This is a genomic window from Mesorhizobium sp. WSM4887, from assembly GCF_029625865.1.
Lineage (GTDB): Bacteria > Pseudomonadota > Alphaproteobacteria > Rhizobiales > Rhizobiaceae > Mesorhizobium.
The window spans coordinates 160,319-184,653 of sequence record NZ_JARTVP010000005.1 but is presented as its reverse complement, the minus strand read 5'-3'; the positions used below and the strand labels follow the sequence as shown (position 1 = coordinate 184,653).

17 protein-coding genes are annotated in these 24,335 nt (G+C 64.1%); 13 read left to right on the top strand and 4 right to left on the bottom strand.

Features of this window, described 5'->3' with window-relative positions:
• Positions 1-193 precede the first annotated feature (193 nt).
• From cysD to cysQ, 3 genes are read left to right on the top strand one after another with little or no spacing between them, the layout of a single operon-like run.
• Complete coding sequence (cysD, locus tag P9230_RS20305) at positions 194-1,099, top strand: sulfate adenylyltransferase subunit CysD (RefSeq protein WP_066997810.1); 906 nt, start codon at positions 194-196, stop codon at positions 1,097-1,099.
• Positions 1,100-1,101: 2 nt separating this feature from the next.
• Positions 1,102-3,039: a sulfate adenylyltransferase subunit CysN gene (gene cysN, locus P9230_RS20300; RefSeq protein ID WP_278120629.1), complete on the top strand. Its 1,938-nt coding sequence runs from the start codon at positions 1,102-1,104 to the stop codon at positions 3,037-3,039.
• Positions 3,040-3,049: 10 nt separating this feature from the next.
• A complete protein-coding gene (cysQ, locus tag P9230_RS20295; RefSeq protein ID WP_278120802.1) occupies positions 3,050-3,835 on the top strand; it encodes a 3'(2'),5'-bisphosphate nucleotidase CysQ in 786 nt (261 codons plus the stop codon).
• Between the two features lie 21 nt (positions 3,836-3,856).
• Here the strand turns inward: cysQ and P9230_RS20290 are convergent, their stop codons facing one another.
• The 4 genes from P9230_RS20290 to P9230_RS20275 all read right to left on the bottom strand — a co-directional run bounded on the left by P9230_RS20290 (position 3,857) and on the right by P9230_RS20275 (position 7,848).
• Entirely contained in the window at positions 3,857-4,999 is a 1,143-nt protein-coding gene (locus P9230_RS20290; protein ID WP_278120628.1) for a DegT/DnrJ/EryC1/StrS aminotransferase family protein, read from the bottom strand.
• 253 nt (positions 5,000-5,252) lie between these two features.
• The gene (locus tag P9230_RS20285) at positions 5,253-6,176 is read right to left on the bottom strand and encodes a carbohydrate kinase (protein ID WP_278120627.1); all 924 of its coding nucleotides are present in this window, start codon (positions 6,174-6,176) and stop codon (positions 5,253-5,255) included.
• The gene (locus P9230_RS20280; RefSeq protein WP_067327918.1) at positions 6,173-6,619 is read right to left on the bottom strand and encodes an RbsD/FucU domain-containing protein; all 447 of its coding nucleotides are present in this window, start codon (positions 6,617-6,619) and stop codon (positions 6,173-6,175) included. The genes P9230_RS20285 and P9230_RS20280 overlap by 4 nt, the downstream gene beginning before the upstream one ends.
• 2 nt (positions 6,620-6,621) lie before the next feature.
• Entirely contained in the window at positions 6,622-7,848 is a 1,227-nt protein-coding gene (locus tag P9230_RS20275) for an ROK family transcriptional regulator (RefSeq protein WP_278120626.1), read from the bottom strand.
• Positions 7,849-8,060: 212 nt separating this feature from the next.
• Between P9230_RS20275 and P9230_RS20270 the strand changes: the two genes are divergently transcribed.
• The 10 genes from P9230_RS20270 to P9230_RS20225 all read left to right on the top strand — a co-directional run bounded on the left by P9230_RS20270 (position 8,061) and on the right by P9230_RS20225 (position 24,331).
• Positions 8,061-9,095 carry a sugar ABC transporter substrate-binding protein gene (locus P9230_RS20270; RefSeq protein WP_066998169.1) on the top strand — a complete coding sequence of 345 codons (1,035 nt, stop codon included), beginning with the start codon at positions 8,061-8,063 and terminating at the stop codon, positions 9,093-9,095.
• A 161-nt stretch (positions 9,096-9,256) separates the two neighbouring features.
• The gene (locus P9230_RS20265; RefSeq protein WP_066997793.1) at positions 9,257-10,321 is read left to right on the top strand and encodes an ABC transporter permease; all 1,065 of its coding nucleotides are present in this window, start codon (positions 9,257-9,259) and stop codon (positions 10,319-10,321) included.
• A 2-nt stretch (positions 10,322-10,323) separates the two neighbouring features.
• Complete coding sequence (locus tag P9230_RS20260) at positions 10,324-11,106, top strand: ATP-binding cassette domain-containing protein (protein WP_066997791.1); 783 nt, start codon at positions 10,324-10,326, stop codon at positions 11,104-11,106.
• Between the two features lie 148 nt (positions 11,107-11,254).
• Entirely contained in the window at positions 11,255-13,717 is a 2,463-nt protein-coding gene (locus tag P9230_RS20255) for a glycogen/starch/alpha-glucan phosphorylase (RefSeq protein ID WP_095830392.1), read from the top strand.
• A 115-nt stretch (positions 13,718-13,832) separates the two neighbouring features.
• A complete protein-coding gene (gene glgB / locus P9230_RS20250; RefSeq protein WP_278120625.1) occupies positions 13,833-16,067 on the top strand; it encodes a 1,4-alpha-glucan branching protein GlgB in 2,235 nt (744 codons plus the stop codon).
• A 14-nt stretch (positions 16,068-16,081) separates the two neighbouring features.
• A complete protein-coding gene (gene glgC, locus P9230_RS20245) occupies positions 16,082-17,347 on the top strand; it encodes a glucose-1-phosphate adenylyltransferase (protein ID WP_067327922.1) in 1,266 nt (421 codons plus the stop codon).
• A gap of 66 nt (positions 17,348-17,413) precedes the next feature.
• Positions 17,414-18,859, top strand: coding sequence for a glycogen synthase GlgA (gene glgA / locus P9230_RS20240; RefSeq protein WP_095800242.1), 1,446 nt, complete (start codon positions 17,414-17,416; stop codon positions 18,857-18,859).
• A 3-nt stretch (positions 18,860-18,862) separates the two neighbouring features.
• Positions 18,863-20,491 carry an alpha-D-glucose phosphate-specific phosphoglucomutase gene (locus tag P9230_RS20235; protein ID WP_278120624.1) on the top strand — a complete coding sequence of 543 codons (1,629 nt, stop codon included), beginning with the start codon at positions 18,863-18,865 and terminating at the stop codon, positions 20,489-20,491.
• Positions 20,492-20,687: 196 nt separating this feature from the next.
• A complete protein-coding gene (gene glgX / locus P9230_RS20230) occupies positions 20,688-22,688 on the top strand; it encodes a glycogen debranching protein GlgX (protein WP_278120623.1) in 2,001 nt (666 codons plus the stop codon).
• The gene (locus tag P9230_RS20225) at positions 22,688-24,331 is read left to right on the top strand and encodes an alpha-glucosidase family protein (RefSeq protein ID WP_278120622.1); all 1,644 of its coding nucleotides are present in this window, start codon (positions 22,688-22,690) and stop codon (positions 24,329-24,331) included. Before glgX ends, P9230_RS20225 begins: the two co-directional genes overlap by 1 nt.
• Positions 24,332-24,335 lie beyond the last annotated feature (4 nt).

The following is a 24,335-nucleotide window of genomic DNA, read 5'->3' as shown; positions in this document are numbered from 1 at the left end:
CCGACTTATCAAGCTCACTTGGAAAATTCATTCCCAAAGCGCTGTGCCCGGCGCGGGTCTTGCATTGTTATGGGCGATGGCGATCTGCTAGAACGCCCGCGACAAGTGTCCAGGGCTTGACGGGCTGTTTTAGCAAACCGCGCCAATCGCCTGCTGCAAGGCCTGGCCGGCACGAAAGAACGCTCAATAGCTTATGAATATCGCGCTCACCCATCTGCAGCGGCTAGAGGCCGAATCCATCCACATCTTCCGTGAGGTTGCGGCCTCTTTCGCCAAGCCGGTGATGCTGTATTCGGTCGGCAAGGATTCCTCGGTGCTGATGCATCTGGCGATGAAGGCCTTCTATCCCGCCAAGCCGCCATTTCCCTTCCTGCATGTCGACACGACCTGGAAGTTCCGTGAGATGATCGCCTTTCGCGATCAGATGGCGCAGAAGCTCGGCTTCGACCTGCTTGTTCATGTCAACGAAGACGGCGTGCGCGACGGCATCAACCCCTTCGATCACGGCTCGAACACCCACACCCATGTGATGAAGACGGTGGCGCTGCGCCAGGCGCTCGACAAATACGGCTTCGACGCGGCCTTCGGCGGCGCCCGTCGCGACGAGGAGAAGTCGCGCGCCAAGGAACGCATCTTTTCCTTCCGCAATGCCCAGCATGCTTGGGATCCCAAGAACCAGCGGCCGGAAATGTGGAAGATCTTCAACACCCGGATCGCGCCGGGTGAATCGATCCGCGTCTTTCCCCTGTCCAACTGGACCGAGCTCGACATCTGGCAGTATATCTTGCAGGAGAACATCCCGATCGTGCCGCTCTATTTCGCCAAGGAGCGGCCGGTCGTCGAACGTGACGGCATGCTCATCATGAAGGACGATGACCGCATGCAACTGCGCCCCGGCGAGAAGATCGAGAACCGTCTCGTGCGCTTCCGCACGCTGGGCTGCTATCCGCTGACGGGCGCCATAGAATCGGATGCCGACACGCTCGAAGCCATCGTCGGCGAGATGCTGACCGCCCGCACCTCCGAGCGCCAGGGCCGCCTCATCGACCGCGACGAGGCAGGTTCCATGGAAAAGAAGAAGCGCGAGGGGTATTTCTGAGCATGCGCCACATCCTGGCCAAGAGCCTCGCCCCGACCGATTCGATCCGCGACTACATGGCCGCGCAGGAGAAGAAATCGCTGCTGCGCTTTCTCACCTGCGGCTCGGTCGACGACGGCAAGTCGACGCTGATCGGCCGGCTGCTGTCCGATACCAAGCAGATTTTCGAGGACCAGCTCGCCGCGTTGGAGAACGATTCTCGTAAGCACGGCACCACCGGCGACGACATCGACTTCGCGCTACTCGTCGACGGGCTGGAGGCCGAGCGCGAGCAGGGCATCACAATCGACGTCGCCTACCGCTTCTTCGCCACCCCGAAGCGCAAGTTCATCGTCGCCGACACGCCCGGCCATGAGCAATACACGCGCAACATGGCGACGGGCGCTTCGACCGCCGACGTCGCCATCGTGCTGATCGATGCGCGCCAGGGCGTGCTGCGCCAGACCCGGCGCCATTCGATCATCGCCTCGCTGCTCGGCATCCGGCACATCGTTCTTGCCGTCAACAAGATCGACCTCGTCGGCTTCGACAAGACCGTATTCGACCGGATCGTCGCCGACTACGGCGACTTCGCGCAAAGCCTAGGCTTCAACAGTATCGTGCCGATTCCGATGTCGGCGCGCTTCGGCGACAATGTCACCAGCCGCTCGGAGCGAACGCCCTGGTATTCCGGGCCGTCGCTTATCGAGCATCTGGAAACCGTGTCTGTCGACGAGGCGGCGATCGAATTGCCGTTCCGCTTCCCCGTCCAGTATGTGAACCGTCCCAATCTCGATTTTCGCGGCTTTGCCGGAACCATTGCATCCGGTTCCGTTTCCAAAGGCGACGAGGTCGTGGTCGCCAAGTCGGGCAGGGCCTCCCGGGTCAAGCGCATCGTCGCGCATGGCGGCGACCTTGAGCAGGCTGTTGCCGGCCAGGCCATCACGCTCGTCCTCGAGGACGAGGTCGAGGTTTCGCGCGGCAACATGCTGGTATCGCCGGCCGCACGTCCGCAGGTCGCCGACCAGTTCGCCGCCAATCTGGTCTGGTTCGACGAGCAGGCCCTGCTGCCCGGCCGGTCCTATATCCTGCGCACCGAAACCGATCAGGTGAGCGCGACCGTCACCGATCTGAAATACCGCGTCAACGTCAACGATTTCGCGCATGAAGCGGCGAAGTCCCTCGACCTCAACGAGGTCGGGGTGTGCAACCTGTCGACCCGGGCGCCGATCGCCTTCGATCCCTTCGCCGAGAACCGCACGACCGGCGCCTTCATCCTGATCGACCGCATCAGCAACGCCACCGTCGGCGCCGGGATGATCCTGCATTCGCTGCGCCGCGCCGAGAACATCCATTGGCAATCGCTCGACGTCGGCAAGCGCGGCCGCTCCGACCTGAAGAACCAGCGCCCGGCGGTGTTCTGGTTCACCGGTCTGTCCGGTTCCGGCAAGTCGACGATCGCAAATCTTTTCGAGAGGAAGCTGTTCGCGTCCGGCCGCCACACCTACATCCTCGACGGCGACAACGTCCGCCACGGCCTCAACCGCGATCTCGGCTTCACCGACGCGGATCGCGTCGAAAACATCCGCCGCGTCGCCGAAGTGGCCAAGCTGATGGCCGATGCGGGCCTGATCGTCATCGTCTCGTTCATCTCGCCCTTCAGCGCCGAGCGGCGCATGGCGCGCGAGCTGATGGGCGAGGGGGAATTCGTAGAGGTGTTCGTCGACACGCCGTTCGAGGAATGCGCCCGCCGCGACCCGAAGGGCCTTTACGCCCGCGCCTTGAGCGGCGAGATCAAGAACTTCACCGGCGTCGATTCTCCCTACGAGACGCCGGAGAACCCCGAGATTCACCTCAAGACTCTCGGCAGGACGCCCGAGGAGATGGCGGAGGCCCTGGAACACTGGCTGACGGAGCGCGACGTTGCCGAAGAGCAGTATGACGATGGCGGCGGCATCTGACGACGCGGCAATGCTTGGCCTGTTCGAGAGCCTCGCGCTCGATGCCGGCCGCGCGGTGATGCGCGTTTTCCACGAAGGCTGCGCCGTCGACAGCAAGTCCGACTCTTCGCCGGTGACGGAAGCCGATCGCGAAAGCGAAAAGATTATCCTGGCCGGCCTGCGCGCCGCTTATCCGGACATCCCTTGCGTCGCCGAGGAGGAGGTTGCGGCGGGTATTGCCACGCCCGACCTCGACTGTGCCTTCTTCCTCGTCGATCCGCTCGACGGCACCAAGGAATTCGTCAATCGCCGCACCGATTTCACCGTCAACATTGCGCTGGTGCGCCACGGCGTGCCGGAAGTCGGCGTCGTGTTCGCGCCTTGCACAGGACGTTTCTTCTCCGGTCGGGCGGGGACGGCGGAAGCGATCGACATCGACGGCGACTATCGTATCGCCGGCCGTCGGCCAATCACCGTGCGGGCAGGCGGCACGCCGCTCGCCGTCGTCGCCAGCCGCTCGCACAACACGCCGGAAACCGAAGCCTTCATCCGCGATCTCGGCGCCACCGAAATCGTCTCGATAGGCTCGTCGCTGAAATTCTGCCTGCTCGCCGCCGCCGAGGCTGACGTTTATCCGCGCTTCGGCCGCACCATGGAGTGGGACACGGCCGCTGGCGATGCGGTGCTGCGCGCCGCCGGCGGCATGACCCGCACGCTGGACGGCCAGCCGCTCGTCTACGGCAAACGCAACCAGGCCACTGACACGGATTTCGCCAACCCGTATTTCATTGCGACGGGGAAGGGCGTGGAGGTTTAATCTCCCGCTCAAGGGCCGAGATCAGGCAGCCGCGACCTGCGCCGAGTTCGAGCCGATATAGTTGCGGATCGTCTCGATGATCTTGTCTTGGTCGGCTTCGCTGAGATAGGCGTGCATCGGCAGACAGAGGATCTGCTTCGGCAGCTTCTCCGAAACCGCAAGACCGGTCGGCGTACGCGGATAATCGCGGTAGGCGATTTGTTCGTGCAGCGGCTTCACGTAATAGATGACCGACGGGATGCCTTTTTCGCCGAGATGGGCCTTCAACCCGTCGCGTTTCGGCGTCTCGATGGCATATTGCGCCCAGGCCGAGCGGCCGTGGCCGAGATTGCGTGATGCCTTGACGATGTCGCCAAGCCCATTGGCGTAACGGTCGGCGACCGCCTGGCGGGCCACCATCTCCTCCTCGAGGATGGCGAGCTTCTCGATCAGGATCGCCGCCTGCAGCGTGTCGAGGCGGGAATTGATGCCGACGCGGATGTTGTCGTACTGCGTCTCGCCCTTGCCGTGGAAGGCGAAGGAGCGCAGCTTGTCGGCGAGCGCAGCATCATTGGTGAACATCGCGCCGCCATCGCCGTAGCAGCCGAGCGGCTTGGCCGGATAGAAGCTGGTCGAGCCGACATGGCCGAAGGCGCCGCACATCGTGCCGTCGGCCGAGCCGCCCATCGACTGGGCGGCGTCCTCGATCACCAGCAGGCTCTCGCGCTTTGCGATCGCCATGATCGCCTCGTAGTCGGCGGCAAGTCCAAACAGGTCGACCGGGATGATCGCCTTCGGCTTCAGCCTTCCTTGCTTCTTGATCATGTCGATCGCCGCCTCGAGGCTGGCGATATCGATGTTGTAGGTGTCGGGATCGACGTCGACGAAGACAGGCTCGGCCTTGGCGAGCGCCACCACTTCGGCCGTCGCGGCGAAGGTGAAGCTTGGCACGAACACGGCATCGCCCGGACCGATGCCGGCCGCAAACAGCGGCAGAAGCAGCGCATCGGTGCCGTTGGCGCAGGCCACCACATGCTTGACGCCGACGTAAGCCGCGAGCTTGTTCTCGAATTCTGCGACTTGCGGGCCGAGGATGTAACGGCCGTCTTCGACCACCGTGTCGATCGCGGCCTTCAGCCGGTCGCGGATTCGTTCGCGCTGCGCGCCAAGATCGATGAACTGCATGTCGGCCTCAGAAGCTGCCAGTAAACCGGCCCGCTGGTACCAGACTTGCCACGGCTGAAAAAGCCGCCCATGGCCAGGGCGAATTGCGCAAGTGTCGCAGCCTGTTACCGTTTTTTGCCTGCGCCATTGCCAGAAGAAGCCGGAAATCCGGGCTTCCAAGCGTATTCGAAGCGGCTCTTGTCGCGCTGTTCCGGCCCTTCGAAACATAAAGTGATCGCTCGGGCACGGATCGCCGGCGGGACCGGTCAGCCGATCAGGCGATTTCGTGCCGCCATGGCGGGTTGGCGCCGGCCCGAGATACCGTCACGGCGGCCGCCTTGGCGCCAAGCTCCAGCGCGCTGCGGATGGCTTCCTCCGAGAGGCCGCCGATCGCTGCTTTGGTGAGCAGACCCTGCTCGTGCAGCGAGGCAAGGATGCCGGCATTGAAGGTGTCGCCCGCGCCGACGGTGTCGACCACCTTCACTTTCCGCGGCACCACCGTGACCTTGTGCTCCCTGCTGTAGCCGACGGCGCCTTCGCTGCCATGGGTGACGACGATCAGGCTGGGACCGCGGTCAAGCCAGTTGCGCACGACCTCCTCGTGCGAGCCCGCTTCGTCGAACCAGTTGAGGTCTTCGTCCGACAGTTTGACGATGTCGGCCATCGCCATCATCTCGCGGATGCGCCTCAGATGCTTGGCCTTGTCCGGAATGAAGTTCGGCCGGATGTTGGGGTCGAGCATCATCACCCGGCTGTTGTGCTCGCGCCGCATGAACTCCTGATAGGCCGATCCCGCCGGTTCCGAGATCAGGCTGATCGCGCCGAACAGCATCGCCTCGATCTCGGCGCCGAGCTTCGGCAGGTCCTCGATGGCGAGCATGCGCCCGGCGGTGTTCTCGTCGTAGAACGTATAGCTCGCCTGGCCATCGGTGAGCCGCACGAAGGCGAGCGTGGTCGGCTTGGGCGAGGTGTGCGCATAGGTCGAGCTCACCTTGCTGGCTCCCAGCGCCTCGCGGAGCTGGCCGCCGAACAGGTCGGAGGAGAGACCTGAGAAGAAGCCTGCCGGAGCGCCGAGCCGTCCGAGCGCGACCGCCGTGTTGAACACCGCTCCGCCGACATAAGGCGCGAAGGCCGCTTCGCCTTCCGCTGTCGTGCGCGGCAGCATGTCGATCAGGGCTTCGCCACAGCAGAGGATCATTGTGTCTCGGTCTCCGGCGGATGGATCACGCCCTTACGGATGATGATGTTGGCATAAAGCCTGGGTTCGCTGGTCGCGACGATCGCATGCGCGGCCTTGACGCGTGCATAGAAGTCGGCCCCCGCCAGCGCAATCACCTTGTGCCCCGGCGCGCGTTTGGCGCAGACCGCTTCCATCTCGTGATGCACGGGATCGGCGAGCGCCGGATCGCCTTTGACCGAGGCGCGGAACAGGGCCTCCGGCACCGCCGCATCCACCGGCAGCACGCTCAAAACGGCGTCCAGCACCGGAATGACGGCATGGCCGTCGGCGCGGATCAGCCTGCGCGCCTGTTCCTCGGCCGGATAATTGCCGTCGACGATGGCGATCTCGTCGCCATGGCCCATGGCCCTGAGCGTCGCCAGAAGCTGCGGGCCGAGCAGCGACGGAATGCCGATCAGCATGGTCAGGCGCTCCTGGAAATCGTCGTCGGTCCGATCAGGAAGCGTTCGGAAAGCGGCAGGCTGGCGCCGCCAAGCGCCCGCGCATGGATGCCGACTGTTCCTTCGCGTACGACCGGCAGCTTCAGCCCCTCGGCGTCGATACCGGTGATCGCGTCCGTCACCGCATCGACAAGCCTCCGCCGCACGTCGAGGGGCATCCAGCCGTCGATCACCGCGGCCTCGAAATCGATGACCGACGAGGCGGCAACGATCGCATAGGCCAGCGCTTGTGCAGCACTTGCGATCCAGTCGTCGAGCTCGGCGCCGATCTCGCCCCATTCCTGCGGCGAGGTCCACAGATAGGAGCCGTCGATGCCCTTGGCGCTCAGCGCCTTTTCCAGCATGGCGATCGAGGCGACATCGATAAGCTGGGTCGGCTTGCCGTCCGGCCCGGGCACCGGCATCGAACCCAAGGCGCCGGCATTGCCGGTCGGCCCGCCGAACAGGCGGCCGTTGAGCACGATGCCGCCGCCGGCAAAGGCGCCGATATAGAAATAGACGAAGTCGCGCGCCGCGCCTGCCTGGCCGAAGACGAGCTCTGCCCCGCAAGCGGACGTGGCGTCGTTCTGCAGATAGACCGGAAAGTCGCATTGGGACTGGATGTCGGCGCGGATGTCGCGATGGCGCCATTCGTCCATGATCTCGCGTGGCGCGCCGGCTGTGTCGGCCCAGTTCCAGAGCTCGAACGGCATGGCGATCCCGAGCCCGGCGATGCGCTTGTCCTGCACCGGAGTCAGCGCCCCGCGCATTTGTTTGATCCCTGCGCCGACGAACTCCACCGTCTCGCGCGGCGCCGGATAGCGATAGGAATTCTGCAGCATCGATCGCACATTGCCGAGGAAGTCGATCAGCACCAGCTCGGCGCTGCGGCGGCCGATCTTGAGGCCGATGAAGAAAGCTCCTTCCGGATTGAGCGCCATCGGGATCGACGGCTGGCCGATCTTGCCGCGCAGCGGCGCCTGGCGCACGAGCAGCTTGTCCTCTTCCAGCTCCCGCATGATGACGGATACCGTCTGGGCCGACAGCCCGGTCATGCGCGCGATGTCGGATTTGGCGAGGCTGCCATGCTGGCGCACCAGTGACAGCACCAGCCTTTCATTGTGGTCGCGCATGCCGCTCTGGTTCGTGCCGCGATGCAGCCGGCTCTCCAGAGCCTCGGGCGAACCGTGCCTCGCAATGCCGGTCTCCACCCTGTTCCTCCCGTCGGTTTCCCCACACTGGCTTTTCGTTCAGAATGAGTGAACAGCGCAAGTCTGTCAATAATAAATAAGAGTGATTTAATTATTGACAGATGATGCGGACTGGTGTCTTTTGGGGTGGCGTCCACGCTGGGAAAAATGGTTGGATGCGCTCGAGGCGCCGGGTTGGCCGGCGTCCGGAATGGTTCCATTGGGAGGAAATCGTGACCAAGAAATCGCTGCTGAAGTCCACCGTATTCGCGGCGGCCGGGCTGGGCCTGCTCGCATTCGCCTCGTCCGCATCGGCTGCGGGCGTCGGCGCCTGCCTGATCACCAAGACCGACACCAATCCCTTCTTCGTGAAGATGAAGGAAGGCGCCACCGCCAAGGCCAAGGAACTCGGCGTCGACCTGAAGACCTATGCCGGCAAGATCGACGGCGACAGCGAGAGCCAGGTCGCGGCGATCGAGAGCTGCATTGCCGACGGCGCCAAGGGCATCCTGATCACCGCCTCTGACACCAAGGGCATCGTGCCGACGGTGAAGAAGGCGCGTGACGCCGGCCTGCTGGTGATCGCCCTCGACACGCCGCTCGATCCGATCGACGCTGCCGATGCGACCTTCGCCACCGACAATCTGGAGGCCGGCAAGCTGATCGGCGCCTGGGCCGCCGCCACGCTCGGCGACAAGGCCAAGGACGCCAAGATCGGCTTCCTCGACCTCACTCCCTCCCAGCCGACCGTCGACGTTCTGCGCGACCAGGGCTTCATGATGGGCTACGGCATCGACGTGAAGGATCCCAACAAGATCGGCGACGAAGACGATCCGCGCATCGTCGGCCACGACGTGACCAACGGCAATGAGGAAGGCGGCCGCAAGGCGATGGAAAACCTCCTGCAAAAGGACAACACCATCAACGTCATCCACACCATCAACGAGCCGGCCGCAGTCGGTGCCTACCAGGCGCTCAAGGCCGTCGGTCTGGAAAAGCAGGTGCTGATCGTTTCGGTCGACGGCGGCTGCCCGGGCGTCAAGTCGGTTGCCGAGGGCGTTATCGGCGCCACCTCGCAGCAGTACCCGCTGCAGATGGCGGCGCTCGGCATCGAGGCGATCGCCAAATTTGCCAAGGACGGAACGAAGCCGAAGCCGACCGAAGGGAAGAACTTCTTCGACACCGGCGTCAATCTCGTCACCGACAAGCCGGCCAACGGCGTCAAGTCGATCGACACCAAGGAAGGCCTCGCCAAGTGCTGGGGCTGACGCTCTGACGGTTCACAAAGCTTGCGGCTGGGGGCTTGATCCCCGGCCGCATCGGGTGGACGATGCGCCTTCGTCAAGCGCGGACAATCCTGGCGGCAGACCGGAAGAGGCGTCGACGGCGCGCGCAGCAATGAGAAGGCTGTGCGCATACGGGAGGATACATGTCTCAGATTCAGGAATTCGAGAAGGTACTTTCGGGCAGCGACTCCAGCGTCGCGGCCTTCGACGAGCACGGCAAGTCGTTCGTCAAGCGCGCCCAGCATTTCCTGCACTCCACGCCGGCGGCGGTGCCGCTGATCGTGCTGGTGCTGTCGGTCATCATCTTCGGCGTTGCCATCGGCGGCCGCTTCTTTTCGTCCTACACGCTGACGCTGATCCTGCAGCAGATCGCCATCGTCGGCATCCTGGGGGCTGCCCAGACGCTGGTCATCCTGACCGCCGGCATCGATCTTTCGATCGGCGTGGTGATGGTCATCTCGGCGGTGGTCATGGGCAACTGCGCCATCACCTATGGCATGCCGACAATCCTGGCCGTGGTGCTTGGGCTTGGCGCAGGCGCGGTTTGCGGCATGCTCAACGGCTTGTTGGTCGCCTATATGAAATTGCCGCCCTTCATCGTGACACTGGGCACCTGGAACATCGTCATGGCCACCAATTTCATCTACTCGGCCAATGAGACGATCCGCGACGCCGATGTCGACGCTCAGGCGCCGCTGCTGCATCTCTTCGCGCTGAGCTTCAGGGTCGGCTCCGCCGTGCTGACGGCCGGCGTCATCGCCATGGTCCTGTTGGTGCTGCTCTTGTGGTATGTGCTCAACCACACGGCGTGGGGCCGCCATGTCTATGCCGTCGGCGACGACCCGGAAGCGGCGAAACTCTCCGGTATCCAGACCAAGTCTGTGCTGATGGCCGTCTATACGCTTGCCGGTCTGATCGCCGCCTTCGCTGCCTGGGTGTCGATCGGCCGCAACGGCTCGATCTCGCCGTCCGCCGCCGTCACCGACTACAATCTGCAAGCGATCACCGCGACCGTGATCGGGGGCATCTCGCTCTTTGGCGGCCGCGGCTCCATCCTCGGCACGCTGTTCGGCGCCATGATCGTCGGCGTCGTCTCGATGGGCCTCAACATGCTGGGCGCTGACCCGCAATGGAAAGTGCTGCTCACCGGTGTCCTGATTATCGGCGCCGTGGCGATCGACCAGTGGATCAGAAAGGTTTCGGTGTAACCATGACCCAGCAGGCTGTTCTCACCGCGCGCGGTCTGACCAAGCGCTACGGCCGCGTGACCGCGCTCAACAACTGCGACTTCGATCTCTACCCGGGAGAAATCCTGGCCGTGATCGGCGACAACGGCGCCGGCAAGTCGACGCTCATCAAGGCGATCTCCGGCGCCGTGCATCCCGATGAAGGGGTGATTGAGCTGGACGGCAAGCAGGTCCAGTTCAAATCGCCCATCGAGGCCCGCGAGGCGGGGATCGAGACCGTCTACCAGAACCTGGCATTGTCGCCGGCGCTGTCGATCGCCGACAACATGTTTCTCGGCCGCGAGATCCGCAAACCGGGTCCGCTCGGCAGCTGGTTCCGCATGCTGGATCGTCCGGCGATGGAAAAGCGCGCCCGCGACAAGCTGACCGAACTCGGCCTGATGACCATCCAGAACATCAGCCAGGCGGTGGAGACGCTTTCGGGCGGCCAGCGCCAAGGCGTCGCCGTGGCTCGCGCCGCCGCCTTCGGATCGAAGGTGGTGATCATGGACGAACCGACGGCGGCGCTCGGTGTCAAGGAAAGTCGCCGCGTCCTCGAGCTGATCCTCGACGTCAAGAAGCGCGGCCTGCCGATCGTGCTCATCTCGCACAACATGCCGCATGTCTTCGAGGTTGCCGATCGCATCCACATCCACCGGCTTGGACGGCGTCTATGCGTCGTCGATCCGAAGCAGATTTCGATGTCGGATGCCGTCGCGCTCATGACCGGCGCCAAGAAGCCGCCGGAGGACGCGCTGGCGGCCTGATTTCCATCCACCATAGCAATTGGCCGCAGGTGCATCGGATGGACACTCCGTCCTAAATCGATTTAACATTATATGCTGCAGTGCGGCAAACTGGGGTAGGAGAAACGGTGAAAGCCGCTATGATCAGGCCAACCGAACGAGAGGCGATATGAAGCCCGCCATGACGATCGAAGCCCCCGCTCTCGACCACCCCGATCCCAGGACGCTCGCCGAAGAAGTCTTGATGTCGCTCAAATACCGGGTCGGCAAGGACACCACCGTCGCAACGCCCTACGACTGGCTGACCGCCTCGATCAAGGTGGTGCGCGACCGCGTCGTCGATCACTGGATCCAGGCGACCAAGGAAGCCTACGACCAGCAGGAAAAGCGCGTCTACTATCTCTCGCTCGAATTCCTCATCGGGCGCCTGATGCGCGACGCCTTCTCCAATCTCGGCCTGATGGAGAACATGCGCGAGGCGCTGGCATCGCTCGGCGTGGATCTCGACCTCATCGCCGGCCTCGAACCGGACGCAGCCCTCGGCAATGGCGGTCTCGGCCGGCTCGCCGCCTGCTTCATGGAAAGCATGGCAACGGTCGATATTCCCGCCCACGGCTACGGCATCCGCTACGCCAACGGCATGTTCCGGCAGGAGATCCATGACGGCTGGCAGGTCGAGCTGCCGGAGACCTGGCTCGACCATGGCAACCCATGGGAGTTCGAGCGGCGCGAACGTTCCTTCGAGGTCGGCTTCGGCGGTTCGGTGGAATCGATCACCTCAAAGGACGGCCGCCTGGAGCGCCATGTCTGGAGGCCCAACGAGCATGTGCTGGCGGTCGCTTATGACACGCCGGTCGCGGGCTGGCGCGCCAAGCGCGTCAACACGCTGCGGCTGTGGTCCGGCATGCCGATCGACCCGATTCTGCTCGACAAGTTCAATGCCGGCGACCACATCGGCGCGCTCGCCGAAAGCAACAAGGCCGACGCGCTGTCGCGCGTTCTCTATCCGGCCGACTCGCACATGGCCGGGCAGGAGCTCCGGCTGCGCCAGGAATATTTCTTCTCGACTGCTTCGCTGCAGGACATCGTCCAGCGCCACCTCAGCCAGTACGGCGACCTGAAGTCGCTGCCCGACAAGGCCGCGATCCACCTGAACGACACCCATCCGGCCGTCGCCGTGCCGGAGCTGATGCGGCTTCTGATGGACGTTCACGGCATGGATTTCGACCTTGCCTGGGACATCACCAAGCGTACCTTCGCCTACACCAACCACACGTTGCTGCCGGAGGCGTTGGAAAGCTGGCCGGTGCCGCTGTTCGAGCGTCTGTTGCCGCGCCACATGCAGATCGTCTACGCCATCAATGCCCAGGTTCTCCTGGAGGCGCGGGCCACCGGAAAATTCTCGGGCGAGCAGATCGCCCGCATCTCGCTGATCCAGGAAAATGGCGACCGCCGCGTGCGCATGGGCAATCTCGCTTTCGTCGGCTCGCATTCGATCAACGGCGTCTCGGCGCTGCACACCGATCTGATGAAGGAGACGGTGTTTGCCGATCTCCACAAGCTCTATCCCGACCGCATCAACAACAAGACCAACGGCATCACGCCCAGGCGCTGGCTGATCCAGTGCAATCCCGGCCTGACCGCGCTTGCCCGCGAAGCGATCGGGAACCGCTTCATGGACGACATCGAGGCGATCAAGGATCTCGATCCTCTTGCCGGCGACTCCGCTTTCCGCGAGAAGTTTGCCGCCGTGAAGCGCCAGAACAAGGTGAGGCTTGCAAACCTAGTCGCCGACCGGCTCGGCATCAGGCTCGATCCTTCAGCGCTGTTCGACATCCAGGTCAAGCGCATCCACGAATACAAGCGCCAATTGCTCAACATTCTGGAGGCGATCGCGCTCTACGACCAGATCCGCTCGCATCCCGAGCGGGACTGGATGCCGCGGGTTAAATTCTTCGGCGGCAAGGCGGCGCCGAGCTACCACAACGCCAAGCTCATCATCAAACTGGCCAACGACGTCGCCCGGGTGATCAACGGCGATCCCTCGACGCGCGGCCTGCTCAAGGTTGTGTTTGTCCCGAACTACAATGTCAGCCTCGCCGAGGTGATGATGCCGGCGGCCGATCTTTCCGAGCAGATCTCGACCGCCGGCATGGAGGCTTCCGGCACCGGCAACATGAAGTTTGCCCTCAACGGCGCCTTGACCATCGGCACGCTCGACGGCGCCAATGTCGAGATCAAGGAGCGCGTCGGCGACGACAACATCTTCATCTTCGGCCTCACCACCGCCGAGGTCGCCGAACGCCGCGACAACGGCTACAATCCGCGCGGCGTGATCGCGTCCTCGCCGGAGTTGTCGCAGGCGGTGTCGGCGATCTCCTCCGGCGTCTTCTCGCCTGACGATCCCAACCGCTACCGCGACCTCATGAACGGCCTTTATCAGAGCGACTGGTTCATGGTGGCGGCCGATTTCGACTCCTACGCCGCCTGCCAGCGCGAGGTCGACGATGTCTGGCGCAACAGTCCCGACTGGTACGCGCGCGCCATCCGCAATGTCGCCCGCGTCGGCTGGTTCTCGTCCGATCGCACCATTCGCCAATACGCGAAAGAAATCTGGAACGTACCTGTCTGATGTGATTGCATGAGGCTGCCGACAACGTGGACGTGCATGTCGCCCAAAAGTGCCTAGCCGTTTTGGGCCAACATATGCACAAACCAGAATAGTTCCCAGGGAGGGACGCCGCCTGATGAGGAAGCCGCGCGCGACCGCTGCAACAAGCGGGCCGGACGGACTGGCGCCAGCCGGCGATGTCGCGGCCATTGTCGCCGGAACACATGGCGATCCCTTTGCAATTCTGGGTGTGCACGCGGCCGGCAAGGGCTTTGTCGCCCGCTGCTTCGTACCCAATGCCGAATGCGTCACCGCCTATACGCTCACCGGCAAGGAAGCCGGGGAACTCGTGCGCAGCAACGATGCCGGCTTCTTCGAGGGCAAGCTTTCGATCCGCAAGCGTCAGCCGTTGCGCTATCACGCGAGGAATGCCGGCGGCGACTGGTGGCTGACCGACCCTTATTCCTTCGGCCCGGTGCTGGGCCCGATGGACGACTACTACATGGCGGAGGGCTCACACCTGAGGCTCTTCGACAAGCTCGGCGCCCATATCATCGAGCATGAGGGGACCACCGGCGTGCATTTCGCGGTATGGGCTCCCAACGCCCGGCGCGTCTCGGTGGTCGGCGCCTTCAACGACTGGGACGGCCGCCGGCACACCATGCGCGACCGCAAGGACACCGGCATCTGGGAGCTGTTCATTCCGGACCTCGGCGCCGGCCAGCCTTACAAGTTCGAGATCATCGGTCCCGACGGCGTGCGCCTGCCCCTCAAGGCCGATCCGTTCGCCTTCGAGTCCGAGCTGCGCCCGGCGACCGCTTCGGTGACGGCGCCGCCGATGGCGCATCAATGGGGCGACGAGGCGCATCGCAGCTTCTGGCAAAAGGCCGATCCGCGGCGCGAGGCGATCTCGATCTACGAAGTCCATGCCGGCTCGTGGCAGCGGCGCGATGACGGCACCTTCCTCACCTGGGACGAGCTCGCCGCGCAGCTGATTCCTTACGTGGTCGAAACCGGCTTCACCCATATCGAGTTCCTTCCGATCTCGGAGCACCCCTACGATCCGTCCTGGGGCTACCAGACGACCGGCCTTTATGCGCCGACCGCGCGCTTCGGCGATCCCGATGGCTTCGCCCGCTTCGTCGACGGTGCGCATCGTGCCGGCGTCGGCGTCATCCTCGACTGGGTGCCGGCGCATTTCCCCGTCGACGAGCATGGGCTGGTGAAGTTCGACGGCACCGCGCTCTACGAGCATGCCGACCCGCGCCAGGGTTTTCACCCCGACTGGAATACCGCCATCTACAATTTCGGCCGCCGCGAGGTGGTGTCGTTCCTCGTCAACAACGCGCTGTTCTGGGCCGAAAAATACCATGTCGACGGTTTGCGCGTCGACGCTGTCGCCTCGATGCTCTACCTCGATTATTCGCGCAGGTCAGGCGAGTGGATCCCCAACGAGAAAGGCGGGCGCGAGAATTTGCAGGCGGTCAGCTTCCTGCAGAAGATGAACAAGGAGCTTTACGGCCATCATCCCGGGGTGATGACGATCGCCGAAGAATCGACCTCATGGCCGAAGGTATCGCAGCCGGTGCATGAAGGCGGGCTCGGCTTCGGCTTCAAATGGAACATGGGCTTCATGCACGACACGCTGGAGTATTTCTCCAAGGAGCCGATCTACCGCAAGCACCATCACAACGACATCACCTTCGGCCTTGTCTACGCTTTCTCCGAGAATTTCGTCCTGCCGCTCTCCCATGACGAGGTCGTGCACGGCAAGGGCACGCTGCTCCACAAGATGGCAGGCGACGACTGGCAGAAATTCGCCACGCTGCGCGCTTACTACGCCTTCATGTGGGGTTATCCCGGCAAGAAGCTCCTGTTCATGGGCCAGGAATTCGCCCAGCGCCGCGAGTGGAGCGAGGAACGCGCGCTCGACTGGAATCTGCTGGAGCACGCCCCGCACCGCGGCGTCCGGCAGGCAGTGCGGGACTTGAACTACCTCTATCGTTCGCGCCCGGCGCTGCATGCGCGCGACTGCGAGCCGGAAGGCTTCTCCTGGCTGATCGTCGACGATCGCGACAATTCGGTCTTTGCCTGGCTGCGCAGCGCGCCGGACGGCAACCCGATCGCCGTCATTTCCAACTTCACGCCGGTGCCGCGCGAGAACTATCGCGTGCCGCTGCCAAAGGCGGGCGAGTGGCGCGAGATCATCAACACTGACGCCGCCGAGTATGGCGGCTCCGGCATGGGCAATGGCGGCATGATCGTGGCGAGCGGGGAAGGGGGCGGCACGTCGGCGACGATGCTCTTGCCGCCGCTGTCGACGATCATGCTGGAATTCGTCGCGGACGAAGCAAAGGTCCGGACAGCTTAGGAGGGAGGCAAACGATGGCAGAGATCAAGAGAACCCAGCCGCTGGCGCGCGATGCCATGGCCTATGTGCTGGCCGGCGGCCGCGGCAGCCGCCTCAAGGAGCTGACCGACCGGCGCGCCAAGCCCGCCGTCTATTTCGGCGGCAAGACGCGCATCATCGATTTTGCGCTGTCCAATGCGCTCAACTCCGGCATTCGCCGTCTCGGCGTCGCCACCCAATACAAGGCGCACTCGCTGATCCGCCACCTGCAGCGTGGCTGGAACTTCCTGCGCCCCGAACGAAACGAGAGCTTCGACATCCTGCCCGCCTCGCAGCGCGTCTCGGAAACGCAGTGGTACGAGGGCACGGCGGATGCGGTCTACCAGAACATCGATATCATCGAGGCCTATGGCCCCGAATACATGGTCATCCTAGCCGGCGACCACATCTACAAGATGGATTACGAGCTGATGCTGCGCCAGCACGTCGATGCCGGCGCCGATGTCACCGTCGGCTGCCTCGAAGTGCCGCGCATGGAGGCGACCGGCTTCGGCGTCATGCATGTCGACAAGAAGGACACCATCATCTCCTTCATCGAGAAACCCGCCGACCCGCCCGGCATACCGGACAAGCCGGACCATGCGCTGGCCTCGATGGGCATCTATGTCTTCAAGACCAAGTTCCTGATGGAGCAGTTGCGCCGCGACGCGGCCGAGCCAGGATCCAGCCGCGACTTCGGCAAGGACATCATCCCCTACATCGTCCAGCACGGTAAGGCGATCGCCCACCGCTTCGCCAAATCCTGCGTCCGCTCCTCGCACGAGTCGGAGCCTTACTGGCGCGACGTCGGGACGGTGGACGCCTATTGGGAAGCCAATATCGACCTGACCGATGTCACGCCCGAACTCGATCTCTACGACCGGGATTGGCCGATCTGGACCTATGCCGAATTGAAGCCGCCGGCCAAATTCGTGCATGACGAGGACGGCCGTCGCGGCGAGGCGATCTCCTCGCTGGTGTCCGGCGACTGCATCGTTTCCGGCGCATCGCTGCGCCGCAGCCTGATCTTCACCGGCGCGCGCATCAATTCCTATGCGAAGCTCGAGGAAGTGGTGATGCTGCCCGACGTTCAGGTTGGGCGCAACGCGCGCCTCAAGCGCGTCGTCATCGACCATGGCGTCCACATCCCGGAGGGGCTGGTGGTCGGCGAGGATGCGGCACTCGACGCCAAGCGCTTCCGCGTTTCGGAAAAGGGCATCTGCCTGATCACTCAGGATATGATCAACAAGCTGTCAACCTGATAGGGTTGATCGGCAAGTTGTCAGTCTGATCAACAAGCTGTCACTTTAGCCGTGGATCTTAGGCGCATGCAGGTTCTGTCCGTCACGCCCGAAATCTTCCCGCTGATCAAGACCGGCGGGCTTGCCGACGTGACCGGTGCCCTGCCGATCGCGCTCGCCAGCAAGGGCGTGGCGATGCGCACGCTCATCCCCGGCTATCCGGTGGTGATGGACGCTTTCAAGAAAAAGAAGGCCGTCTATCAGTACCCGCTGCTGCAGGGCGGCAAGGCTTCGGTTCACGCCGTCAAGATCGGCGAGCTCGAGCTCTTCGTGCTCGACGCGCCGCATCTTTTCGACCGCCAGGGCGGGCCCTATGGTACCGCCTCCGGCTCCGACTGGCCCGACAACTGGCGGCGCTTCGCGGCGCTGAGTCAGGTCGGCGGCGACATCGCCGGCGGCGCGATCTCCGGCTACCAGCCAGACCTCGTGCATGCCCATGACTGGCAGTCGGCAATGACGCTCGCCTACATGCGCTACGGCAATGCGATCGGCGTGCCGTCGCTGATCACCGTGCATAATCTTGCTTTTCAGGGACAGTTCGGCTCCGGCATTTTCGGCGAGCTCGGCCTGCCGGGCGTGGCGATGCAGCTCGATGGCGTCGAATATTATGGCGGCGTCGGCTTCCTCAAGGCCGGCCTGCAGGCCGCCTGGGCGATCACCACGGTGAGCCCGACCTACGCGCAGGAAATCCGCTCGCCGGAATTCGGCATGGGCCTCGACGGCCTGATCAACATGCGCGCCGTCGACCTCTACGGCATCGTCAATGGCATCGATGTCGACATCTGGAACCCGGCGACCGATAAGCACCTGGTCGCCAACTATTCGGCCGAGACGCTGGAAGCGCGCGACCTGAACCGCAAGGCCGTGGAGGACCGCTTCAGCCTCGAGCCTGACGACAGCCCGATTGTCTGCGTGGTCAGCCGTCTGACCTGGCAGAAGGGCATGGACATTTTGGCTGCCGTGGTCGACGGCGTCGTTCAGCGTGGGGCACGACTGGCGGTTCTGGGCTCGGGCGATGCCGGCCTCGAAGGCTCGCTGCTCGCCGCGGCCGCGCGGCATCGCGGCCGCGTCGGCGTCGTCATCGGCTATGACGAGGCGCTCTCCCACATCATGCAGGGCGGTTGCGACGCCATCGTCATCCCTTCACGCTTCGAGCCCTGCGGCCTGACCCAGCTCTATGGATTGCGCTATGGCTGCGTGCCGGTCGTCGCCCGCACCGGCGGCCTCGCCGACACCATCATCGACGCCAACGAGGCGGCACTTTCGGCCGGCGTTGCCACCGGTTTCCAATTCGCGCCGAACAATGGCGGCGCCCTCCTGCACGCCATCCGTCGCCTTGTCGAAGCGCATGCCAGACCCGCCGCCTGGGCCTCGATCCAGCGCCAGGGCATGAAGGCCGACGTTTCCTGGGACAAGAGCGCCGAGAAATATGTCGAACTCTATCGCTTGCTGCTTTCAAAAAGGGCTGCCTGAGGCATGATCAAAACCGTCCCTACCAAACCCTATACCGACCAGAAGCCCGGCACCTCCGGCCTGCGCAAGAAGGTGCCTGTCTTCCAGCAGGAGCACTATGCCGAGAACTTCATCCAGTCGATCTTCGACGCGCTGGAAGGTTTTCAGGGCAAGACGCTGGTGATCGGCGGCGACGGCCGTTTCTACAACCGCGAGGTCATCCAGACGGCCATCGCCACGGCCGCTGCGAACGGCTTCGGCAAGGTGATGGTCGGGCAGGGCGGCATCCTGTCGACGCCGGCCGCGTCCAACATCATCCGCAAATACAAGACCTTTGGCGGCATCATCCTGTCGGCCAGCCACAATCCGGGAGGCCCGCACGAGGACTTCGGCATCAAATACAATGCCGGCAACGGCGGCCCTGCGCCGGAGAAGATCACCGACGCGATCTTCGAAAAGTCCAAGACGATCTCGAGCTTCAAGATCGCCGACATCGGCACCGTCGACATCGACACGATCGGCACCTTCCAAGCCGGCGGCATGACGGTCGAGGTGTTCGACCCGGTCAAGGACTATGCCGAGCTGATGGAGAGCCTGTTCGACTTCGACGCCATCCGCGCGAATTTCAAATATGGCTTCCGCATGCGCTTCGACGCCATGCACGCGGTGACCGGCCCCTATGCCAAGGAGATCCTCGAGCGTAGGCTCGGCGCCCCGGCCGGGACCTGCCGCAATTTCAAGCCGCTGCCCGATTTCGGCGGCCATCACCCCGATCCGAACCTGGTCCATGCCAAACATCTCTATGACGAGATGATGGGGCCGGACGCGCCGGATTTCGGCGCCGCTTCCGACGGTGACGGCGACCGCAACCTGATCATCGGCAAGGGCATCTTCGTAACGCCCTCGGATTCTCTGGCGATGCTGGCCGCCAATGCGCATCTGGCGCCCGGCTACAAGGAAGGCCTGAAGGGCATCGCCCGCTCGATGCCGACCAGCGGAGCGGCCGATCGCGTCGCCGAGAAGCTCGGCGTCGGCATCTACGAGACGCCGACCGGCTGGAAGTTTTTCGGCAATCTGCTCGACGCCGGCATGGCGACGATCTGCGGCGAGGAAAGCGCCGGCACCGGTTCCAACCATGTGCGCGAGAAGGACGGGCTGTGGGCCGTGCTTCTGTGGCTCAACATCCTCGCTGTGCGGGGCGAGAGCTGCAAGGACATCGTCACCAAGCACTGGGAAAGCTACGGCCGCAACTATTATTCGCGCCACGACTATGAGGAGGTCGAGACAGACCGCGCCAACGCACTGGTCGACGAATTGCGCGCCAAGCTCGGCTCGCTGCCCGGCACCAGCGTGCGCGGCATGAAGATCGCCAGCGCCGACGACTTCGCCTATCACGACCCGGTCGACGGCTCGGTGAGCAAAAACCAGGGCATCAGGATCCTGTTCGAGGGCGGCTCGCGCGTCGTGTTCCGGCTCTCCGGCACCGGCACTTCCGGCGCCACGCTGCGCGTCTATATCGAGCGTTACGAGCCCGACAAGGCGAGGCATGACCTCGACACGCAGGAAGCGCTCGCCGACCTCATCGCCGCCGCCGACGACATCGCCGGCATCAAGAGCCACACCGGTCGCAACAAGCCGAGCGTGATTACTTGAAAGTGGTGAGGATTTCCCCTTCTCCCCTTGTGGGAGAAGGTGGCCGAGCGAAGTTCGGGCGGTTGAGGGGTGCTCCAGCTTGGCGCAAACCCGTGTCCAGAACATCGACGCCTCATTCCTTCCAACGCCCCTCATCCGTCTCGGCGCTGCGCGCCGATCCACCTTCTCCCACAAGGGGAGAAGGGGAGAGGCCCGCATGACCCTCGGCGCCAGCATCACTCCCGAAGGCATCCGCTTTGCCGTTTGCTCCTCATCGGCCAGACGTCTTTGGGTCTCGCTCTTCGACGACAGCGGCGCGCGCGAGATCGACCGGCTGGAACTCAACCCGGAAGGCGAGGGCGTGCATGCACTCCTTGTCCCCGGCCTTGGGAACGGCACGCGTTACGGTTTTCGCGCCGACGGCGACTATGCGCCGGAGCGCGGCCTCTGGTTCGATCCGAACAAGCTTCTCATCGATCCGTATGCCGTCGAGGTCGATCGTCCATACCAATATCACTGGAGGCTGGCCGCCAAACGCAATGAAGGCGCCGACACGTCCTCGCTCATGCCAAAGGCAATTGCTCATTCCCTGCCCAAACTGCAGCCGCCCCAGCCGCCGCTGTTCCGGCCCGGCGGCCTGATTTACGAACTCAACGTCCGCTCCTTCACCAGGCTGCATCCGGACGTCCCTGACGTGCAGCGCGGCACCATCGCGGCGCTTGCCCATCCGGCTGTCGTCGAGCATCTGAAGCGTCTCGGCGTTTCCGCCGTCGAGTTGATGCCGATCACGGCCTCGATCGACGAGCGCCATTTGCCGCCGCTGGGGCTGAACAATGCCTGGGGCTACAACCCCGTCACCTTCATGGCGCTCGATCCCCGCCTGGCACCGGGCGGCCTGAGCGAATTGCGCGATACCGTCGCGGCGCTGAGTGAAGCGGGTATCGGCACGATCCTCGACCTCGTCTTCAACCACACCGGCGAAAGCGACCGGCTCGGGCCGACACTGTCGCTGCGCGGCCTCGACGCCCGGACCTATTACCGGCACATGCCGGACGGCCGACTGGCCAATGACACCGGCACCGGCAACACCGTCGCCTGCGACCACCCGGTCGTGCAGAGGATGGTGCTCGACACGCTGCGCCATTTCGTCCGCCATGCCGGCGTCGACGGCTTCCGCTTCGATCTGGCGCCGGTGCTCGGCCGCGTTGACGGCACGTTCGATCCGGAGGCGCCGCTTCTCGAAGCCATCGCCGGCGACCCCGTGCTCGCCGACCGCGTGCTGATCGCCGAGCCATGGGATATTGGCGCGACCGGCTACCAGCTCGGCAATTTCCGGCCGCCATACCTTGAATGGAACGACCGCTATCGCGATGACGTCCGGCGTTTTTGGCGCGGCGACACGGGCGCGATCGGCGCTTTAGCCACGCGGCTTGCCGGCTCCTCCGATGTCTTCGGCAGGGCGGGCCAGCCGGTGAGCCGCAGCGTCAATTTCATCGCCGCGCATGACGGCATGACGCTGGCCGACATCGTTGCCTATGAGAAGAAGCACAATGCGGCCAATGGCGAGCACAATCGCGACGGCCACAATGACAATCTGTCGTGGAACAACGGTGTCGAGGGCGAGACCGATGACGCCGAAATCGCCAAGGCCCGCTTCGGTGACCAGCGCGCGCTGCTTGCGACGCTCTTTGCCTCGCGCGGCACCATCATGCTGACCGCCGGCGACGAGTTCGGCCGCACACAGAAGGGCAACAACAACGCCTATGCGCAGGACAACGCCATCACCTGGCTCGACTGGGCCGGCCGCGACCGGGCGCTGGAGCGGTACACAGCAGCGCTTGCGCAACTGCGCCGTGCCTTTCCGCCGTTATCCGACACGAATTTCCTGACCGGCAAAGCTGCAGACGGAATGGAAATCCCGGACGTCGAGTGGTTGACCGAAACCGGCGCACCGCTCGGCGAGGCCGACTGGAACGATCCCGGCCGTCACCGCCTCGTCATGATCCTCGGCGATAGCCAGCGCGGTCGCCTTGCCGTCATGGTCAATGGCGACAGCCGCCAATGCGTCTTCACCTTGCCGCCGCGAGATGGCTACGAGTGGCGTTCGGCGATCAAGACGCAGGCGATCGACCTTGCGCGGCCGCTGCCCGGCCGCACCATCAATTTCATGATCGAGCGCAGGGCGGCCGGAAACGCCCACGCCGGGAAGGGTTCGTAATGGCTGGTGGGAATGCCGAATGGTGGCGCGGCTGCGTGGTCTACCAGATCTATCCGCGCTCCTTCCAGGATACGAACGGCGACGGCAGCGGCGATCTCAAGGGGGTAACGTCGCGTCTTGCCCATGTCGCTTCGCTCGGCGTCGACGCCGTCTGGCTCTCGCCCTTCTTCAAGTCGCCGATGGCCGACATGGGCTATGACGTGTCGGACTATCGCGATGTCGATCCGATGTTCGGCACACTGGAGAATTTCGACGCGCTGGTCGCCGAGGCGCACCGGCTCGGCCTCAAGCTCATCATCGACCAGGTGATCTCGCATTCGTCCGACAAGCACGAATGGTTTGTCGAGAGCCGCGCCAGCCGTGACAACGCCAAGGCGGACTGGTATGTCTGGGCCGACGCCAAGCCGGATGGCAGTGCGCCCAACAACTGGCAGTCGCTGTTCGGCGGGCCGGCCTGGGAGTGGGACGCCACCCGCCGGCAATACTACATGCACAATTTTCTGGCCGCGCAGCCGGATCTGAATTTCCACAATCCGGAGGTGCAGGATGCGGTGCTTGACACCGTGCGCTTCTGGCTGGAGCGCGGCGTTGACGGGTTCCGGCTGGATACCGTGAACTACTATGTCCACGACCGCTGGCTGCGCGACAACCCGCCGCTGGCTTCAAGCGTCGCCGGCACCAACGTCGCCACCACCACCTACGCCTTCCAGGAGCATCTCTTCGACAAGACGCGCCCCGAGAATCTCGATTTCCTGAAGCGCTTCCGCGCGTTGCTCGACGAATATCCGGACCGTGCCGCCGTCGGCGAAGTGGGCGATGAGGAGCGCTCGCTGCAGACGCTCGCCGCCTACACCTCCGGCGGCGACAAATTGCAGATGTGCTACACCTTCGACCTGCTCGGCCCGCAATTCTCGGCCGCCCATGTGCGCGGCTGCGTCGAGGCGTTCGAGAACGCGGTTGCCGACGGCTGGGTATGCTGGGCCTTCTCCAACCACGACGTCATGCGCCATGTCAGCCGCTGGACGCAGCCGGGCGAAAATCCTGATGCGGTAGCGAAATTCGCGATCGCGCTGCTGTCCTGCCTGCGCGGCTCGATCTGCCTCTACCAGGGCGAGGAGCTTGGGCTGGAGGAAGCCGAGCTTGCCTATGAGGACCTGCGCGATCCGCTGGGCGTCCGTTTTTGGCCGGGCGTGAAGGGCAGGGACGGCTGCCGCACTCCGATGGTTTGGGAGGCCGGGGCCGAAAATGGTGGCTTCTCCGCGGCCAAGCCCTGGCTGCCGGTACCGCCGTCGCATCGCGCCCGCGCGGTCGATGTGCAGGAGGGCGAGGACGGTTCTGTCCTTGCCGCCTATCGCTCGATGCTGGCCTTGCGCAAGCGCCATCCGGCGCTGATCGCCGGCTCGATCCGGTTCCTAGGGGCGGAGGGCGATGTGCTTGCTTTCATCCGTCAGCGCGAAAACGAGAACTTGTTATGCGTCTTCAACTTCGCTGGTGAGCCGGCGAACTGGACGCTGCCGGCCGAGATCAGCGATGTCGAGATAACGGTTCTTGCCGTAGACGTCGCCGGCGTGCTTGGCGGTGCTCTCGGAGAAATTGCGCTGGCGCTGCCGCCTGTAGGGTGCTTCGTCGGGAGAATTGGCTGACGGT

Bases quoted from the DNA above. Each gene is read 5' to 3' on its own strand.
- P9230_RS20235 (WP_278120624.1), top strand. From the start codon at position 18,863: ATGATCAAAACCGTCCCTACCAAACCCTATACCGACCAGAAGCCCGGC.
- cysN (WP_278120629.1), top strand. From the start codon at position 1,102: ATGCGCCACATCCTGGCCAAGAGCCTCGCCCCGACCGATTCGATCCGC.
- P9230_RS20280 (WP_067327918.1), bottom strand. From the start codon at position 6,619: ATGCTGATCGGCATTCCGTCGCTGCTCGGCCCGCAGCTTCTGGCGACG.
- glgX (WP_278120623.1), top strand. From the start codon at position 20,688: ATGACCCTCGGCGCCAGCATCACTCCCGAAGGCATCCGCTTTGCCGTT.
- glgA (WP_095800242.1), top strand. From the start codon at position 17,414: ATGCAGGTTCTGTCCGTCACGCCCGAAATCTTCCCGCTGATCAAGACC.
- cysD (WP_066997810.1), top strand. From the start codon at position 194: ATGAATATCGCGCTCACCCATCTGCAGCGGCTAGAGGCCGAATCCATC.
- P9230_RS20260 (WP_066997791.1), top strand. From the start codon at position 10,324: ATGACCCAGCAGGCTGTTCTCACCGCGCGCGGTCTGACCAAGCGCTAC.
- glgC (WP_067327922.1), top strand. From the start codon at position 16,082: ATGGCAGAGATCAAGAGAACCCAGCCGCTGGCGCGCGATGCCATGGCC.
- P9230_RS20225 (WP_278120622.1), top strand. From the start codon at position 22,688: ATGGCTGGTGGGAATGCCGAATGGTGGCGCGGCTGCGTGGTCTACCAG.
- cysQ (WP_278120802.1), top strand. From the start codon at position 3,050: ATGCTTGGCCTGTTCGAGAGCCTCGCGCTCGATGCCGGCCGCGCGGTG.
- glgB (WP_278120625.1), top strand. From the start codon at position 13,833: ATGAGGAAGCCGCGCGCGACCGCTGCAACAAGCGGGCCGGACGGACTG.
- P9230_RS20255 (WP_095830392.1), top strand. From the start codon at position 11,255: ATGAAGCCCGCCATGACGATCGAAGCCCCCGCTCTCGACCACCCCGAT.
- P9230_RS20290 (WP_278120628.1), bottom strand. From the start codon at position 4,999: ATGCAGTTCATCGATCTTGGCGCGCAGCGCGAACGAATCCGCGACCGG.
- P9230_RS20265 (WP_066997793.1), top strand. From the start codon at position 9,257: ATGTCTCAGATTCAGGAATTCGAGAAGGTACTTTCGGGCAGCGACTCC.
- P9230_RS20285 (WP_278120627.1), bottom strand. From the start codon at position 6,176: ATGATCCTCTGCTGTGGCGAAGCCCTGATCGACATGCTGCCGCGCACG.